The sequence below is a fragment of the Marivivens niveibacter genome (assembly GCF_002150005.2).
GTDB lineage: Bacteria > Pseudomonadota > Alphaproteobacteria > Rhodobacterales > Rhodobacteraceae > Marivivens > Marivivens niveibacter.
Genome location: NZ_MSPP01000002.1, coordinates 127,432 through 143,307 on the forward strand (window position 1 = coordinate 127,432; position 15,876 = coordinate 143,307).

The following is a 15,876-nucleotide window of genomic DNA, read 5'->3' on the forward strand; positions in this document are numbered from 1 at the left end:
TCAAGCAAATGGCGGATTTTCGCCTGTCAGGGCCACGTGTTTCGCCTAAAAATTATACATTTTAATCGATGTGTTCATTTTTTAAGCAGATAAAAAACTTAACAAAGGGTTTCTAGCGGCTCAACATTTCAACCGCACGGGGATAGAATCCCCAAAAACGCACATAAGAAAGAGCAGATAATGAGCGGTAAGGGACAAAAACGCCCCACTTTGGTGGCCGAGAATCGCTATGCGACGCGGCGGGATGCAAAACCGACACCAAAACCCGCACCCAGAAAGCGCAAGACCGCTACCAAAAAGCCGAAACGGCGCGGTCCACTCGGCTGGCTGCGGGCAATAATCTGGTTCTTTATCAGCTTTGTTTTAAAAATCGGCATTGCTGGGGGCGTTATCATCAGCCTGATCATTGCTGGCGCTGTTCTTTTCAAATCGTCGTCCCTGCCCCCTGCATCCGACCTGATCGACGGACGCGCGCGCGGATCTGTCACCATGCTGGACGTGAATGGTGAACAATTTGCATGGCGCGGTGACCAATTTGCGGGGATGATCACCGCCTCCTCGGTATCCGAACATTTGAAAAACGCGGTCATCGCAACCGAAGACAAACGATTCTATCGTCACTTTGGCATCTCACCTCGCGGTATCGCGGGCGCGGTTCGTAACAATTTGGCCGCTGGGAACGGTGCGCTATCTGGCGCGGGCGGATCCACCATCACCCAACAGACCGCAAAACTATTGTGTCAGGGGCAACCCTATGACCCTGACATCTGGGCAACCGAAACCGCCTATGAGGCCGATTGTCGCCAAACCACCCTTTGGCGCAAAGTGACCGAAGCGATCTACGCCATGGCGATGGAAGTTCGTTACACCAAGGATGAGATCCTAACGATATACCTGAACCGCGCCTATCTGGGCGCTGGCACCCGTGGTTTCGAGGCCGCCGCACAGCGTTATTTCGGCGTATCAGCAGCGGGCGTCACTCCGGCTCAAGCCGCACTATTGGCCGGCCTGTTGAAGGCGCCGTCGTCTTATGCGCCGACCAGCAACCTGCAACGCAGCTGGGATCGGGCCAGCGTCGTCGTCGGATTGATGGAGGACCAAGGATATATCACCGCCGCGCAGGCCCAAGACGCGCTGACCAACCCAGCACAGCTATCCGAAGCGGCCCAAACTCGCGCGGGCGGTTATTTTGCAGATTGGGTCATGGACACCGGTCCATCCTATTTCACCGAAGACACGACCGAAGACGTGATTATCCGCACCACTTTCGAACCACGCATTCAAACAGCCGCAGAAGAGGCTTTGGACTGGGTATTCGAAAACAAGGTCCGCGAAGGTTCAGAAGCGCAAGCCGCCATTGTTGTTATGTCCGCAGATGGCGCAGTCCGTGCGATGGTAGGCGGGCGACAAACGTCCATCGGCGGTCAGTTTAACCGCGCGACCCAAGCGTTGCGCCAAACAGGGTCGCTGTTCAAACCGTTCATTTTTTCGGCCGCACTAGAAATGGGGCACGGTCCGTTGGACATCATCAATGATGATCCGCTGTGTCTGAATGTCCCCGGATCCGGTGAATGGTGCCCGCGCAACTATGACCGCGAATTCAAAGGTCCGATCACACTCACCCAAGCTTTGCAAGAAAGCCGCAATATCCCTGCGATTATGCTATCGGAAAGTGTGGGCCGCGAGGCAGTGCAAACCGTTGCGCGCGGTTTTGGGTTTTCAAACGATTTGGCCAACGGCCCCGCGCTGGCGCTGGGGGTATCTGAATCTACACTGATCGAAATGACCGGCGCTTTTGCGGGCATTTTGAATGGCGGATCGTCCGTAACACCCTATGGCATGGAACAGCTAAGCCTTCGCCGAAATGCTGCGGTGCCTCTTATGGGATCAGGCGGCGGCATCGGTGAACGCGTCATCCGCGAAGAAAACGCACGGACACTGACGTGGATGATGCATCAGGTCATTGAACAAGGCACAGGCCAGCGGGCCAAGATTGACGGTTGGCAAATCGCAGGCAAATCCGGCACGACACAAAGCGCCCGTGACGCATGGTTCATTGCTTTTACAGGTGACTATGTGACTGGCGTTTGGATGGGATATGATAACAACACCCCGCTGACAGGGGTCACTGGTGGTGGCCTGCCTGCCGAAATCTGGCACGAAGTCATGACACGTGTCCTAGACGGTATGGTGCCCAGCCCGCTTCCAATGGATGCGCCCCAAGGCGAACCTTCAACTCCTGTTATGACTGACGATCAGGCGCAGGGGTTGATCGAATTGATCTTGCGGGAATTGCAAAACCAATAATCACACAGGCGGCAACAGATCATCTTCGGCATCGGTCGCGCTAATGCCCATAGCCTCAAGCCCGCTTTCTAAATGATCTGCCAAATGCGGCGAACCTTTTAGATAGCTTTCGGTTGGGGCTGTGGCTTCGGCCTGTGCGGTTGCAAAGGCTTCGTCATAGTCGGCCGCATCAAAACTGCCGCGCCCGACCCAGAACAGCGCAACCAAAGCGGCTTGTTCCTCGATATTCAAACGCCTGATGAAACCGTCGAATTCGGCTTCGGCGCGGTCTAATTCACGGGCCAGAATGATTACTTCGGCCACTTTGTCGGATGTAATGTGCATTGGTTCGTTTCCCCTATTCGCATGAAAGGATGGAAACAGTTTGAACGGGGCAATGTTGCCCCGCCTTGATTCAACGCAAATCAGAACAGTCTGTAATACAGCCAATCAGGTAAGAACTGTGACAAACGGAACATCGCCCCAAATCCACGAGGAAAGTTATGGGCAAATCCGTCCGAATTCATATGTTCGAAATAATCCTGCGCCGCGTCCTTGGGTTCTTTGATAAACGGCATCTTGAAATCGTTTTTGTCAGTCAGACGGGTTTTGATGAACCCCGGATTGACCAGCTGCACATCAACGCCTGACCCACGAAGATCCGCGTACATGCTTTCCGCAAGATACATCACGCCAGCCTTAGACGCGCCGTAACCGATGGCTCCTGGCAAACCGCGAAACCCTGACAGCGATCCGGTTAGCACAATATGACCTGCGCCTTTGGCGACCATGTCAGGAATGACAGCACCAACCGCACGCATTGCACCCGTAAAATTAATATCGGCCATAGCGGTTGCCTGATCAGCATCCCATTCTTTGGCGGACATGGGCCAATAGACGCCCGCCAAATACACCATACCGTCAATCGGCCCGATATCTTTTGCCGCCTGTTTGACAGCATCAGCATCGGTCACATCCAGCGGCACTACACGGCTTTTGCCGATCAATTCGTTTGATAGATCTGTCAGTCGATCTGCATCACGTGCAGATAAAATCACCTCGACCCCAGCCGAGCTCATGACCTGCGCCAGAGCCCGACCCAATCCTTCGCTTGCGCCAATTAACCAATAGCGCTTGCCGTTCCAGTCTCGCATTTTCTTTCCTCTGCCGGTCGCATTGTCGCGACCAGTTCGGCGACTTTGATGCCGAATTTGCGGAACTGCGACCGGTTTACCAATACTCCGTTCGGGGCCGCATACATCCAATCCGTCACGGATAAGACATGCCCCCCGGCGTTTTCTGTTAGTTTAATATTGTAGTTCAAAACCACTGCCGATCCAGATTGCTGACCGTTCCCTGTGCCCACTAAATCTGGTGCATCGGCTTTAATCCGCCCATCATCATCAACGGTGAACGTCCATTCACGCGCCTGATTTTCACCGCTGGCGTAGGTGAAATATTCCTTCATCACGCCGCGATTGCCATCCCATTCAGCATGCATATCGGCAACAAAACGCGATGTGACACGGCCCAAAGGCCCGTAAATGACGCCTTCACAAACCAGATGGCCATTAAACTCTTTGCGAATATCAATCGGCCGATCCGCGCTTTTGTAGTCACTGATTTTCTGGGCCCGAAACCCAGCAAAGCGGGAAAACACCCAAAGCGCGGCAGCCACGATCAGGATGCCGCACAAAATTCCATACAGAAAGGTCATCTTGTTGCCTCTTGTGCACTGACATGATGTTGAGGGGGTTCAGGCCGCGTTCGATAGGGCGCGCCCTTGCGCCATAGTCTGAACGCTTGCCAATGGATCAAACCCATTACCCGCAAGGACGCGAAAGGGCGCCGCACGGACGCTACGATCATCGCAGATGTTTTCAACGGTTTTCGGTCACCGCGCAGCGTCGCCACAACGCCGCCACCATCGCGTAGAAAATCAATGACGATCTCGATCTTGTTGTACCCGATATCGAACCGAAATTTATATTCGCCCTCTAACGGCTGAAACGGCGATACATGCATAACCTTGCGCGCGGTGATCCAGCGGTCACGGGAAATCGGCTCCATGTCGGGGTTATGACAAATATAGCAGTGACGATCGCCAAAAGTGTTGGTGACCTCTGCAATGACGACTCGCAGTTGGCCCGAAATATCGTGGCACAGCCAAAAACTGACCGGATTGAACACGTAACCCGCGACACGCGGTTGGGTCAGAAACCTGATATTCCCATCGCATTGCAATTGAAAACGATCCAATACCTCGCGCGCCCATGCGGCGCCGCGGCCTTGGTTCGGTGGACCGCCACAATCGCGATCCCGCACTGACCACAGGCCCAACCGATTTTTCCCAAAACCAATCGGCCCCCGGTCATCGGATTCTAAATCCAGCATCACATAGTCGACCGAATAGCGAAACGCGTTACGGATCGCGCCCCGCCTGCCATGGAATGTTTCGCCTGATACGTGTTCGACGGCTGTCATTGGGCTGCGACGCTGAGTTTTTCGGCCTGCAATCCATTCACCACGTCCAGCGCGCTGGATAAGCCATCTTCGTGGAAGCCATTTTTCATCCACGCGCCGCAGAACCATGTATTTTTACGGCCATTAAACGTAGTGACTTCTTTTTGCGCCTCTAGCGCCCCCAAGTCGTAAACAGGGTGGCGCAGTGTCACCTCGTCCCAAATCAATTCAGGTCGAATGCTGCGATTTGTATTCAACGTGACAAAGAAATTATCGCGGGTAAGCCAAGGCTGAAGCGAATTCATCCAGTAGGTTAGATCGATTGGACCATCCAGCCGTCCATTCATCTCTGTGTAGTTCCACGAACTCCAAACCGCGCGGCGCTTTGGCATGACTGTGTCATCAGAATGCAGAACGATTTTATTGGGCTGATAAGCGACTTTGGATAATGCGCTACGTTCGTAGTCTTCGGCATCTTCGATCATGCGCAAACTGTCATCCGAATGCGTGGCGAAAATCACTTCGTCGAATTGTTCCCAATCTGCGTCAGCCGTTTTGACCATAGCCCCAGAGGCGTTACGACGAACCGCATCGATTGGGCTAGAAACACGCAGCGACACATTCGCCTTTTCCAATGCCGATTGCAGACGCGAGACATAAGAAATGGAACCACCTTCGACCGTATACCACTGATGCTGTCCTGTGTGGCTCAGCAGGGCGTGGTTTTCGAAAAACTGCATCATGGCATATGCTGGGAAATCCATGATTTTTTCCAATGGCGTAGACCAAATCGCACCCGACAGCGGCAAAAGATACCGTTCACGGAACCAATCCGATGTCCCCAAAGCTGTCAGCATTTCACCGATGGTCATGCTGGTGTTGCGGCGCGACAATTCCAAAGCGTCAGAATTGAATTTGAAAATATCACGCACCATGCGCAGAAATCTGGGGCTGATCGCGTGCTTTGGCTGCGCAAACAACGACGATAGCGTCCGTAGTCCGTATTCGAACCCGCCGCCATTGATCGACGCACCAAAGCTCATATTGGATTTGACCACAGGCACGTCTAATTCATCGAACAGCGCCGTCAGATGGGGGTAGTTCGCGTAGTTGAACACGATGAACCCCGTATCCACCGATTGATCACCATTTGGCCCCGCCATCCGCGTACGAGCGTGGCCGCCGATCCGCGGCTCGGCTTCGAACAAGGTGACGTGATCAGTGCCACTTAACTTGTACGCCGCACCCATGCCGGTGATACCACCGCCAATAACAGCGATTTTCCGGGGTGAGGTGGGCTGAGCTTCGAACGGCATGCGGTTTCTCCAATATATCGAACAGGTTACGCATGAACCCACCCATCGGATTAAACATAGATTATTTTTAATCCGTTTCGACTAGCTTTCCGTATCTTTGGTATGTTTGTGCAGTCAGAAACCCAGATTCAGGATGGACCTGTCCCCGTTGACCATTATGGTCAGGGGCAGAACCATAACGTACGAACCAAAAGAAAGCCGTCGCGCGTGCCCAATACAGACACATCGCAGCGCATTGCATGGATCGAAGAAATCTTTGCGATCCGTGACAAACAGGACCAAGCGGCCTTCGCACGCCTGTTTGCGCATTTCGCACCGCGGATCAAAGGTTTCTTGATCCGCAGTGGCGCTGCAGACGACATGGCCGAAGAATGCGCCCAAGAGGTGTTAGCCACCGTCTGGCGCAAAGCGGCCCTGTTTGATCCATCGCGCGCCAGCGCGGCGACATGGATTTTTACAATCGCGCGGAACCGGCAGATTGACATGATCCGCCGCGCCCGACGCCCCGAACCCGAAGATTTGCCTTGGGGACCCGATGCCGAACCTGATCAAGAGGACGTCATCGCCCTTAGCCAAGAAACTGAAAAATTGGGCGAAGCCATTGCAGCCCTACCTGAAAAACAAAGGGAATTGATAGAAAGGGCCTATTTTGGCGATCTAAGCCACTCTGAGATCGCTGAACAAACCGGCCTGCCATTGGGCACCATCAAATCCCGTATACGTTTGGCGCTAGATCGCTTGCGCCATTCGATGAGGTGACGATTATGAAAGACATCAAACACCACCTAACCGATCAGCTGCTGATGGGTTATGCCGCAGGCACCCTACCCGAAGCGTTCAGCCTTGTGGTCGCGACACATGTATCGTTGTGTGATGAATGCCGCGCCCGGTTGGCCGAATACGAAGCCGTGGGTGGCGAGATCATGATGGATGCAGGTGCCGCACCGATGGCAGAAGACGCTCTGGCATCGACCATGGCGCTGATTGCGAATGCCAACCCTGCGCCAAAACAAGAAACCCGCTCTACCGGTATTTTCCCAACACCCTTGCGCGATTACGTGGGTGGTGACAAGGACGCCGTACGCTGGCGTTCGGTTGGTGGGGGCGTCAAACAGATGATCCTATCGACCGAAGGCGAAGCGACTGTGCGTTTGCTGCACATTCCCGCTGGTTCAGCCGTGCCTGACCACGGCCATAACGGAACCGAACTGACGTTGGTTTTGCAGGGCGCGTTTGCCGACCACACCGATCATTTCGGTGTCGGAGATGTCGAAGTTGCAAACGAAGATCTGGATCACACGCCCGTCGCGGCCGAAGGCGAAGATTGCATTTGTCTGGCAGCCACTGATGCACCGCTGAAATTCAATTCGTTCCTGCCCCGCATCGCGCAGAAATTCGTCAAGATTTGATCGGCAGCGCCGGCTCAGCGTCAGGCGCGAGCTCTTCGAAATCAAAGTTATCCAGACGGCGGGCCCGACGGCCCGCTTTGTCTGCACTGATTTTGATTTCGGACAGGTCCTTGGCCGCCTGATTGAAATGCCGATCTAGATTTTCGACACGTGTGCCCAGACGGTCCACATCCGAATATAGCAGCGACAATTCTTTGCGGATCGCCCCCGCCTGCTCGCGCATACGCGCATCTTTCAGGATCGCGCGCATGGTGTTTAGCGTCGCCATACACGTCGTCGGTGATACGATCCAAACGCGAGCATTGAACCCTTCGCGGACAAGTTCCCCAAAATTCGCATGCAGCTCGGCATAGACCGCCTCGGACGGCAGGAACATCAACGCGCCATCGGCGGTTTCGCCTTCGATGATGTATTTTTCCGCAATCGCGCGGATATGCGTCCGTACGGCGATGCGCATCATGCGGGCGGCATCGTTGACTTCGGCATCGGTCGTCGCGCGGCGCAGCGCCTCGTATGCCTCTAATGGGAATTTGCTGTCGATGACGATCGGGCCCGGCGGGTTGGGCAGATGGATCAAACAATCGGCCCTTTTCCCGTTACTTAGAGTCTGTTGCAGCGTGTAACTGTCCGACGGCAGCGCCTTGCTAACAATGTCATGCAGCTGGATTTCCCCGAACGCACCGCGTGTCTGTTTGTTCGACAAAATGTCCTGAAGGCTCAGCACATCGCCCGACAGTTTGGTGATGTTATCCTGCGCCTTATCGATGGTTTTCAGGCGCTGTTGCAATTCACCCAAGGATGCGGCGGTAACCTTCGCACTTTGTGTCAGGTTGCGGTTGGTCATTTCGGTGACCTGCTGCAGGCGCGCCTCCATCAATTTCAGCAGATGCGCCTGCGATTGGGCCTGCGCCTCGGATACCGATGTCAGGCCGCCGTATAGCTGCTGCTGACCGTCCGACAACATTTGTACGCGCTGCGTGACCCCGCCCAACTGCGACGCCACGATTTGCGCCATATGGGCCGACTGCCCCGCGCGGCGCACGACCATCACCAGCAGGATCAAAACCAGCGCACCCAACGCCAGCCCGACGACAGCCAACAACGCCAGAGGATCAGACAGGTCCAGCGTCATCAGCTACGCCCGAACAGACGTTCAATATCCTGCAACCGCAGTTCGACATAGGTCGGGCGACCGTGGTTACATTGGCCGGAATGGGGCGTTGCCTCCATTTCGCGCAGCAGGGCATTCATTTCTTCGGCCCGCATACGGCGCCCTGTGCGGATCGACCCGTGACAAGCGACGCGGGACAGGATCGCCTCGATCCGCGATTTCACCGTGTGGCTGTCGCCCAGATCGGCCAGTTCGTCCAGGATATCCATCATCATATCCTTGGCGTTCACCTCACCCAAGATCGCAGGGGTTTCGCGGACACAGATCGCGCCGCCACCAAAGGGTTCGATGGTCAGGCCTAGCTGAGACAAATCATCCGCGATTTCCATCAGACGCGCCGCATCGCCCGACGACATTTCGATGATTTCAGGGATCAGCAACGCCTGCGCCGCGACCCCGTTGTCCGCCATCTGTTTTTTCAGCTTTTCATAAACCAGACGTTCGTGCGCGGCATGACCATCGACGATCACCAAACCCGTTTCGGTCTGCGCGATGATATAGTTTTCATGCACCTGCGCCCGCGCCGCCCCTAAAGGCAGCGATTCCGCTGGTTTAGACTTTGTTTCTGTCACCTCCTCGAACCGAGCCGAAGGCGCAGACATTTCGGCAAACCCCATCGAAGGCTGCGGCGTTGGGGCCTGCATCTGATAGGTCATGGATTTCGCGCCCATCGACGGGCGGTCCATCTGATAGATCGGCGCGGCAGGGCGTTGTTCGGGACGGAACGCGCCCAAGGTATCCGACGCCACAGTCGTCGATGCGCGGTGCCCCGCATTCGCCAATGCATGACGCAGGCCCGATACGATCAGGCCGCGCACGATGCCAGGTTCGCGGAAACGGACCTCGGATTTGGCGGGGTGAACGTTCACGTCAACAAGGTTGGGATCACAATCGATGAACAGCGCCGCAGCGGGGTGGCGGTCACGCGATAGGAAATCCATATAGGCCCCACGCAGCGCGCCGATCAGCAGTTTATCCCGCACAGGACGGCCATTCACGAACAGAAACTGCGCCACGGCAGAGCCGCGCGAATACGTCGGCAGCGCCGCATAACCCGTCAGGTGAAACCCGTCGCGTTCGGCATCAATCGGCAGAGCGTTATCGGCAAATTCACGGCCCAGAATGGTCGCGAGACGCCCATTTAGCGCATCAAACATTTCGCCCTGTTCGGCATTGGCGCTGAAAATTTCGCGGCGGTTGCCGTTGGACGCATCAAACAGTGCAAAGCTGACATAGGGTTCGGCCATCGCCAGACGTTTAATCACGTCCGTGATTGCCTGCATTTCGGCACGGTCGGTGCGCAGAAATTTCAAACGCGCAGGGGTCGCGAAAAACAGATCGCGCAGTTCGACAACCGTCCCCGCAGACAGCGCGGCAGGTTTCACAGGTTCGATCTTACCGCCCGACACGCGGATCTCTGCAGCATCGCTGCCTGCGCGGCGCGACGTGATCGTCAGGCGGCCCACAGCACCCAATGACGGTAACGCTTCGCCACGAAAGCCGAACGAATGAATATCCAGCAGGTCAGACCCGTCGATTTTCGACGTGGCGTGACGCGACAATGCCAGCGGCAATTCATCAGCCGCAATGCCCCAGCCGTCATCCGTCACGCGGATCAACGTCTTGCCACCATCAGCCACAACGATTTCGATACGGGTCGCGCCAGCGTCGATCGAATTCTCAACCAGCTCTTTCACGGCAGAGGCAGGACGTTCGACCACCTCGCCCGCTGCGATGCGGTTAATCGCTGCTTCGTCCAATTGGCGAATAACAGGTCGATTTTCGGGTATGTTGGGGTTCGTCAGGGCCATGCCACAAGGGATAGCACGGCCCCGCGCGATTCTAACAGGGGTATTTCGTGAACATTATTCCGAAGTTTCCAGCCCTTCAGGCTGGCCAACCACCACGAAATGCAGCGCATCTGGGTCCAGAATTTCACGTGCCACGCGGTTCACATCGTCCAAAGTGACCGCATTGATGTAATCGTTGCGGTTCAGGATATATTCGACGGGCAGACCTTCGACTTGCATGCCGACCATGATGTCGGCAATCGCCTGATTGCTGTCAAACCGCAGTGGGTATTCACCAGTTAGGTAGGTTTTTGCGGCGTCCAATTCCTCTTGGCTGACACCTACAGTCGCAACGCGCGCCCATTGATCGGTCACGACGTCAATGGTTTCGGCCATAACCTCGTTCGCCGACGCAACAGATCCCAACCACATTTCTGCATGGTCTTTGGGCACTAGGTAACTGCCGATGCCATAGGTCAGGCCACGTTTTTCGCGGACTTCCTCCATCAGAATGGACTGCGGACCGTTGCCGCCCAGAATGGTATTCAGGATAAAAGCGGCAAAGAAATCTTCGTCGTCCCGTTTGATTCCCGCCTGCCCGAACAGGGCCACGGATTGCGGTGTGTCATACGGGATCACCGTCACACCGCCGGGCAGACCAAATTCAACGCGGTCTGGCAATGCTGGGCCATCTGCGGACAAACCCGCGACCAGACTGTCGATCATAGGCCCGACCTCGTCCGGCGTGATGTCGCCCACAACGGACACGGACAGACGCGACAGTGCGAATGCATTTTGATGGGCTTCGAACAGGTCCTCTTGGGTCAGGGCATTGACGGATTCGATCGTGCCGTCGCTGTTGGACCCGTAGGGGTGATCGCCAAAGGCAGCGGCATAAAACGCGTTGCCTGCGATGCGGTTCGGGTTCTTTTCATCCGACGCGATATTGGTCAGGACCTGCGCGCGCACGCGATCGATCGCATCCTGATCGAACCGCGGGTCGTTGAGCGCCTGCGCCAGCAGCGCGACAGCCTGATCACTGTTTTCGGTCAGGAATTTAGCGGACACGGATACACTATCATCATAAGCGCTAAACCCAAATGATGCAGCAAGCGACTCGCGTTCGCGTTGGAACGTTCGCGCGTCCATATCGCCTGATCCTTCTTCGATCAGGGCCATCATCAGGTTCGTCGCGCCGCGTTTGCCATCGACATCTAACGACGTGCCGCCCTCGAACAGCATTTCAACGGCGACGAAGGGGATCGAATGTTCCTCGACCAACCAAACGTCGATACCGGCGTCGGTGGTCAGTTGCTGGATTTCAACCTCGGCCTGCGCGGAGGCGGCCGTCAGGATGAATCCGATTGCGGTCAGAATGCGTTTCATTGTGCTGCCTCCTGCGATGCGGCGACCCACATGGTGACGGATTTACGATCGTCCAGAACCAGTTCGGCGGCGGCCTTGATATCTTCTGCTGTGACGTTTTCCAAAATGGTCGGCCAATCCTGCACGTCCTGCACAGTCAGCCCTTGGGACAGGGCCGCGCCATAGCGGTTTGCCAGCCCGTCGACGTTGTCGCGCGCATAGATTTCGGATGCACGCAGCTGCGTGCGGATCGCGTCAATCCGTTCGGGATCAATGTCATTGGCCAGAAAATCGGTCAGAACCTGATCCATCGCGGCCTCGGCATCAGACAGGGAAACATCTGCGGCGGGGGCAACGCTGATGCTGAAAGTGGTGTCATCCAGCGACATGCCAGAATAGCCCGCGCCTGTGTAAATTGCCGTATTCGTATCGAATTGCAGCGCGATCCCTAAATCAGACGAAAACGGCGATCCGCCCAGCAGTTCGGCCAGATACACCAGCGCCGCAGCGGTTTCCTGTGCTCCGCTGTCACGTTCTGGGGCCAGATAACTGCGCACCAGATAGGGCTGAGACACGCGTTCGTCGATATAAGTCAGACGGCGCGCGGCGGTTTGGGGCGGTTCCTGCGAACGGATGCGTTCAGGCAAGTTTTCTTCGGCAGGGATCACGCCATAATATTCATCGGCAAGTGCGCGGACCTGTGCGGGATCCACATCGCCCGCAACGACCAGAATGGCGTTATTGGGGCTGTAATACAGATCATAGAACGACAGCGCGTCGTCCATATCCAGCGCCTCCATTTCATGGCGCCAGCCGATGATCGGAACTCCGTAACGGTGGTTCATGTACTGCACCGAGCGCAGTTGTTCGCGCGCCAAAGCGGACGGAGAGTTATCGACGCGCATATTGCGCTCTTCCAAAATCACCTGACGTTCGGTTTCGATATCGCCGGGGGTCAGGATCAGATTGTTCATCCTGTCCGCCTCCATCTGCATCATCAGGGGCAGACGGTCCGCAGCGACACGTTGGAAATAGGCGGTGTAATCGTAACTGGTGAACGCGTTGTCGGACCCGCCGTTCGCCGCCACGGTATCGGACAATTCACCCGATTCCATGTTCTCGGTCGCTTTAAACAAAAGGTGTTCCAGAAAATGCGCAACGCCCGACTCGCCCACAGGTTCATCAGCAGACCCGCTGCGATACCAGACCATATGGGTGACAACGGGGGCGCGGTGATCTTCGATCACGACGACATCCATGCCGTTGTCCAATGTGTATGTCGTAACATCCTGAGCCAGCGCAGGCGCCGCCCAGAGTGACAAAGCAATCGCAAATTTGCGGAACATTCGGTCCTCCGGTTATCTGAGCAAGACTTTACCCCAAGTCACGCCAACGACAACCGTAGGAAACGCAGATGTTACCGTTAGTTAGCAGGAGGCGCCGAAGGGACCGCCACACCTACCGAACGGAACCGTTCCAATTCGGCATAGGCATCCAATGCCTGCCCGCGGTAGGCTGCGAAATAACGATCATTGCGGAAAATGCGGAACCACGACAGGCCAGTTTTGCGTCGGCGGAAATCCGCGTCAGCCTCGGCCAATTCGGCACGCACCTCGGGATCATAGCCATAGCGCGACACTTCGGCCATCAGGGCCGCATCACCAGTTACGCCCGCGCCATATGTCCCACCCAGCGCTGCGATCGCATCAACCAATGGCGTTGCATCAGCACGGTTCACACCGCCTGGTGTCGGCGCAGGCAGAAACGCCATAGAATCCGGTATTTCCAGTGTTTTCGAAGGGCTGACCCGAAACTCATCGGGGGAATCCCCCAATGCGCGCGAATTATGCAAGGTGCGTTCACCACCCGAGCAAGCCACCAAAGCCAGCACCGCAGGCAGAGCAATGAAAAATCCGCGCATGGATATCCTCCGTTCAAGTGCCTTGGGTTTTAACGCAGCTTTAACGGCTCGTCACGTCACTTGTTTTTGCGGGCTTTTTTCTTTTTGTCTTCGGTAAAGAAAACCAACCCCAAAGCACCGACAAAAATCGCGATATCGGCCACGTTAAACGCATAGGGGTTTTCAAATCCGCAGCAGGACATATTCAGGAAATCGGCCACCGCGCCATACAAAATGCGGTCAACGATATTCCCCAAGGCACCACCGATCAGGATACCCGCGGAAATATAAACGATTTTACTGCCACCTTCGCGGCGCAGCCACCACAGCACAAATCCGCAAATGGCAAAGGCCACAGCGATCAGCACCCAGCGCATATCCATGCCCGAAAACAGGCCAAAATTCACGCCTTGGTTCCACGCCATACGGAATTCAAGGAACGGAGGCAGCACCTCGATCCGTTGAACATGACGTAGGCCCAACATCTGAACGACCACGAATTTCGAGGCCTGATCCAGAAGGAAGATCCAGAACCCTGCCCAAAACAGGGTTCTGAAACCGATATTTTTCGAAATATGCGCCATTAGTGACGGAAGTGGCGCATGCCGGTGAACACCATGGCCAGTCCGTTTTCGTTGGCTGCGTCGATGACCTCTTGGTCGCGCATCGAACCGCCCGGCTGGATCACGCAGGTCGCGCCAGCCGCTGCTGCCTCTAGCAGGCCGTCAGCGAATGGGAAAAACGCGTCCGAAGCGACAGCCGACCCTTTTGCCAAGGTTTCTGGCAGACCCAATTCTTTGGCCATGCGTTCTGCCTTGGATGCGGCGACGTTCGCGCTGTCCAGACGGGACATCTGACCGGCACCAACACCAACGGTTGCGCTGTCTTTGACGTAGACAATCGCGTTGGATTTCACGTGCTTTGCAACTTTCCATGCGAACAGCAGGTCGCGCATCTGGTCTTCTGTCGGGGCTTTTTCGGTGACGACTTTCAGATCGTCCAGACCGACGTAGCCGACGTCTTTGTCTTGAACCAGCATACCGCCCGAAACCTGTTTGAACGCGGTCAGCGCAGCGCGAGACGCCGGCAGGCCATCGGTCAACAGAAGGCGCAAGTTTTTCTTGGCTGCGAAGATTTCTTTAGCTTCGTCCGATGCACCTGGTGCAATCACGACTTCGGTAAAGATTTCGACGATTTTGGTCGCGGTTTCAGCGTCCAGCGGTTGGTTCAGCGCAACGATACCACCGAAAGCCGAGGTACGGTCGCAATCGAAGGCTTTCTGATATGCCTCGACCAAGGTCGCGCCAGTTGCAACGCCGCATGGGTTTGCGTGTTTGATGATCGCAACGGCTGGGCTTTCGGCTGGGTCGAATTCAGCAACCAGTTCGAACGCCGCATCGGTGTCGTTGATGTTGTTGTAGGACAGTTCTTTGCCCTGTAGCTGGACCGCAGTCGCAACACCCGGACGTGCGGATCCGTCGGTGTAGAACGCAGCTTGCTGATGGCTGTTTTCGCCGTAACGCAGGGTCTGTTTGATCTCGCCTGCAAATACGCGGCGGCGCGGTGCGGTCTCACCAATCGCATCGGCCATCCAAGTCGATACAGCCGCGTCATAAGCACCCGTGCGGGCATATGCGATCTGCGCCATTTTCTGGCGGAACGCGTAGGAGGTTTGGCCGTCATTCGCTTCCAGTTCAGCCAGCAGCGCGTCGTAATCTTCGACGTCAACGATGGTGGTGGTGAAACCGTGGTTTTTGGCCGACGCGCGGATCATTGCAGGACCGCCGATGTCGATGTTTTCGATCATTTCCGCATAATCAGCACCGCGGGCTAATGCGGCCTCGAACGGGTACAGGTTTACGACCAGCAGGTCGATTGCGCCGATGCCGTGTTCGTCCATAGCTGCAACGTGATCGTCATTGTCACGCAGCGCCAGCAGACCACCGTGCACTTTGGGGTGCAGAGTTTTCACGCGGCCGTCCATCATTTCAGGGAAACCGGTGACTTCGGACACGTCTTTGACGTTCAGACCCGCATCGCGCAGCGTTTTGGCGGAACCGCCAGTGGACAGCAGTTCAACACCGCGTTTGGCCAAAGCCTGTCCCAGTTCAATCAATCCGGTTTTATCGGATACAGACAAAAGTGCGCGGCGCAGCGGATACAGGTCGGTCATCGG

At 55.9% G+C, this 15,876-nt stretch carries 15 protein-coding genes; 3 read left to right on the forward strand and 12 right to left on the reverse strand.

Annotation, left to right across the window (positions count from 1 at the left end; genetic code table 11):
- Window positions 1–180 precede the first annotated feature (180 nt).
- Window positions 181–2,307, forward strand: a complete 2,127-nt coding sequence (locus BVC71_RS06490) for a transglycosylase domain-containing protein (protein WP_086450845.1) — start codon at window positions 181–183, stop codon at window positions 2,305–2,307.
- On the opposite strand, the gene BVC71_RS06495 is transcribed toward BVC71_RS06490, so the two are convergent.
- The 5 genes from BVC71_RS06495 to BVC71_RS06515 all read right to left on the reverse strand — a co-directional run bounded on the left by BVC71_RS06495 (window position 2,308) and on the right by BVC71_RS06515 (window position 6,065).
- A complete protein-coding gene (locus tag BVC71_RS06495) occupies window positions 2,308–2,631 on the reverse strand; it encodes a DUF3775 domain-containing protein (RefSeq protein WP_086450846.1) in 324 nt (107 codons plus the stop codon).
- Between the two features lie 80 nt (window positions 2,632–2,711).
- Entirely contained in the window at window positions 2,712–3,440 is a 729-nt protein-coding gene (locus BVC71_RS06500; RefSeq protein WP_086450847.1) for an SDR family NAD(P)-dependent oxidoreductase, read from the reverse strand.
- A complete protein-coding gene (locus BVC71_RS06505) occupies window positions 3,407–4,003 on the reverse strand; it encodes a DUF3833 family protein (RefSeq protein WP_086450848.1) in 597 nt (198 codons plus the stop codon). The genes BVC71_RS06500 and BVC71_RS06505 overlap by 34 nt, the downstream gene beginning before the upstream one ends.
- Window positions 4,000–4,770 carry a DUF1365 domain-containing protein gene (locus BVC71_RS06510; RefSeq protein WP_086450849.1) on the reverse strand — a complete coding sequence of 257 codons (771 nt, stop codon included), beginning with the start codon at window positions 4,768–4,770 and terminating at the stop codon, window positions 4,000–4,002. Before BVC71_RS06510 ends, BVC71_RS06505 begins: the two co-directional genes overlap by 4 nt.
- On the reverse strand, window positions 4,767–6,065 hold the full coding sequence (locus BVC71_RS06515; protein WP_086450850.1) for an NAD(P)/FAD-dependent oxidoreductase: 1,299 nt from the start codon (window positions 6,063–6,065) through the stop codon (window positions 4,767–4,769). Before BVC71_RS06515 ends, BVC71_RS06510 begins: the two co-directional genes overlap by 4 nt.
- Before the next feature lie 207 nt (window positions 6,066–6,272).
- Between BVC71_RS06515 and BVC71_RS06520 the strand changes: the two genes are divergently transcribed.
- Entirely contained in the window at window positions 6,273–6,824 is a 552-nt protein-coding gene (locus BVC71_RS06520; RefSeq protein ID WP_338036459.1) for a sigma-70 family RNA polymerase sigma factor, read from the forward strand.
- Between the two features lie 5 nt (window positions 6,825–6,829).
- Window positions 6,830–7,474: a ChrR family anti-sigma-E factor gene (locus tag BVC71_RS06525; protein ID WP_086451250.1), complete on the forward strand. Its 645-nt coding sequence runs from the start codon at window positions 6,830–6,832 to the stop codon at window positions 7,472–7,474.
- On the opposite strand, the gene BVC71_RS06530 is transcribed toward BVC71_RS06525, so the two are convergent.
- The 7 genes from BVC71_RS06530 to purH form a co-directional block, all read right to left on the reverse strand.
- On the reverse strand, window positions 7,464–8,606 hold the full coding sequence (locus BVC71_RS06530; protein ID WP_086450852.1) for a DNA recombination protein RmuC: 1,143 nt from the start codon (window positions 8,604–8,606) through the stop codon (window positions 7,464–7,466). The two genes, BVC71_RS06525 and BVC71_RS06530, sit on opposite strands and share 11 nt — an antisense overlap.
- Window positions 8,606–10,456: a DNA mismatch repair endonuclease MutL gene (gene mutL / locus BVC71_RS06535; RefSeq protein WP_086450853.1), complete on the reverse strand. Its 1,851-nt coding sequence runs from the start codon at window positions 10,454–10,456 to the stop codon at window positions 8,606–8,608. The genes BVC71_RS06530 and mutL overlap by 1 nt, the downstream gene beginning before the upstream one ends.
- A 54-nt stretch (window positions 10,457–10,510) precedes the next feature.
- Window positions 10,511–11,821, reverse strand: coding sequence for a M16 family metallopeptidase (locus BVC71_RS06540; RefSeq protein ID WP_086450854.1), 1,311 nt, complete (start codon window positions 11,819–11,821; stop codon window positions 10,511–10,513).
- Window positions 11,818–13,146, reverse strand: coding sequence for a M16 family metallopeptidase (locus tag BVC71_RS06545; RefSeq protein WP_086450855.1), 1,329 nt, complete (start codon window positions 13,144–13,146; stop codon window positions 11,818–11,820). The genes BVC71_RS06540 and BVC71_RS06545 overlap by 4 nt, the downstream gene beginning before the upstream one ends.
- Window positions 13,147–13,223: 77 nt before the next feature.
- Entirely contained in the window at window positions 13,224–13,721 is a 498-nt protein-coding gene (locus BVC71_RS06550) for a DUF3035 domain-containing protein (RefSeq protein WP_086450856.1), read from the reverse strand.
- A gap of 56 nt (window positions 13,722–13,777) precedes the next feature.
- Window positions 13,778–14,284: a signal peptidase II gene (gene lspA / locus BVC71_RS06555; RefSeq protein ID WP_086450857.1), complete on the reverse strand. Its 507-nt coding sequence runs from the start codon at window positions 14,282–14,284 to the stop codon at window positions 13,778–13,780.
- Window positions 14,284–15,873: a bifunctional phosphoribosylaminoimidazolecarboxamide formyltransferase/IMP cyclohydrolase gene (gene purH, locus BVC71_RS06560; RefSeq protein WP_086450858.1), complete on the reverse strand. Its 1,590-nt coding sequence runs from the start codon at window positions 15,871–15,873 to the stop codon at window positions 14,284–14,286. The genes lspA and purH overlap by 1 nt, the downstream gene beginning before the upstream one ends.
- Window positions 15,874–15,876 lie beyond the last annotated feature (3 nt).

Coding starts and splice junctions, on each gene's coding strand:
- BVC71_RS06530 (WP_086450852.1), bottom strand. CDS start 8,606: ATGACGCTGGACCTGTCTGATCCTCTGGCGTTGTTGGCTGTCGTCGGG.
- BVC71_RS06550 (WP_086450856.1), bottom strand. CDS start 13,721: ATGCGCGGATTTTTCATTGCTCTGCCTGCGGTGCTGGCTTTGGTGGCT.
- BVC71_RS06510 (WP_086450849.1), bottom strand. CDS start 4,770: ATGACAGCCGTCGAACACGTATCAGGCGAAACATTCCATGGCAGGCGG.
- BVC71_RS06515 (WP_086450850.1), bottom strand. CDS start 6,065: ATGCCGTTCGAAGCTCAGCCCACCTCACCCCGGAAAATCGCTGTTATT.
- lspA (WP_086450857.1), bottom strand. CDS start 14,284: ATGGCGCATATTTCGAAAAATATCGGTTTCAGAACCCTGTTTTGGGCA.
- BVC71_RS06505 (WP_086450848.1), bottom strand. CDS start 4,003: ATGACCTTTCTGTATGGAATTTTGTGCGGCATCCTGATCGTGGCTGCC.
- BVC71_RS06545 (WP_086450855.1), bottom strand. CDS start 13,146: ATGTTCCGCAAATTTGCGATTGCTTTGTCACTCTGGGCGGCGCCTGCG.
- BVC71_RS06525 (WP_086451250.1), top strand. CDS start 6,830: ATGAAAGACATCAAACACCACCTAACCGATCAGCTGCTGATGGGTTAT.
- mutL (WP_086450853.1), bottom strand. CDS start 10,456: ATGGCCCTGACGAACCCCAACATACCCGAAAATCGACCTGTTATTCGC.
- BVC71_RS06540 (WP_086450854.1), bottom strand. CDS start 11,821: ATGAAACGCATTCTGACCGCAATCGGATTCATCCTGACGGCCGCCTCC.
- BVC71_RS06500 (WP_086450847.1), bottom strand. CDS start 3,440: ATGCGAGACTGGAACGGCAAGCGCTATTGGTTAATTGGCGCAAGCGAA.
- BVC71_RS06495 (WP_086450846.1), bottom strand. CDS start 2,631: ATGCACATTACATCCGACAAAGTGGCCGAAGTAATCATTCTGGCCCGT.
- BVC71_RS06490 (WP_086450845.1), top strand. CDS start 181: ATGAGCGGTAAGGGACAAAAACGCCCCACTTTGGTGGCCGAGAATCGC.
- purH (WP_086450858.1), bottom strand. CDS start 15,873: ATGACCGACCTGTATCCGCTGCGCCGCGCACTTTTGTCTGTATCCGAT.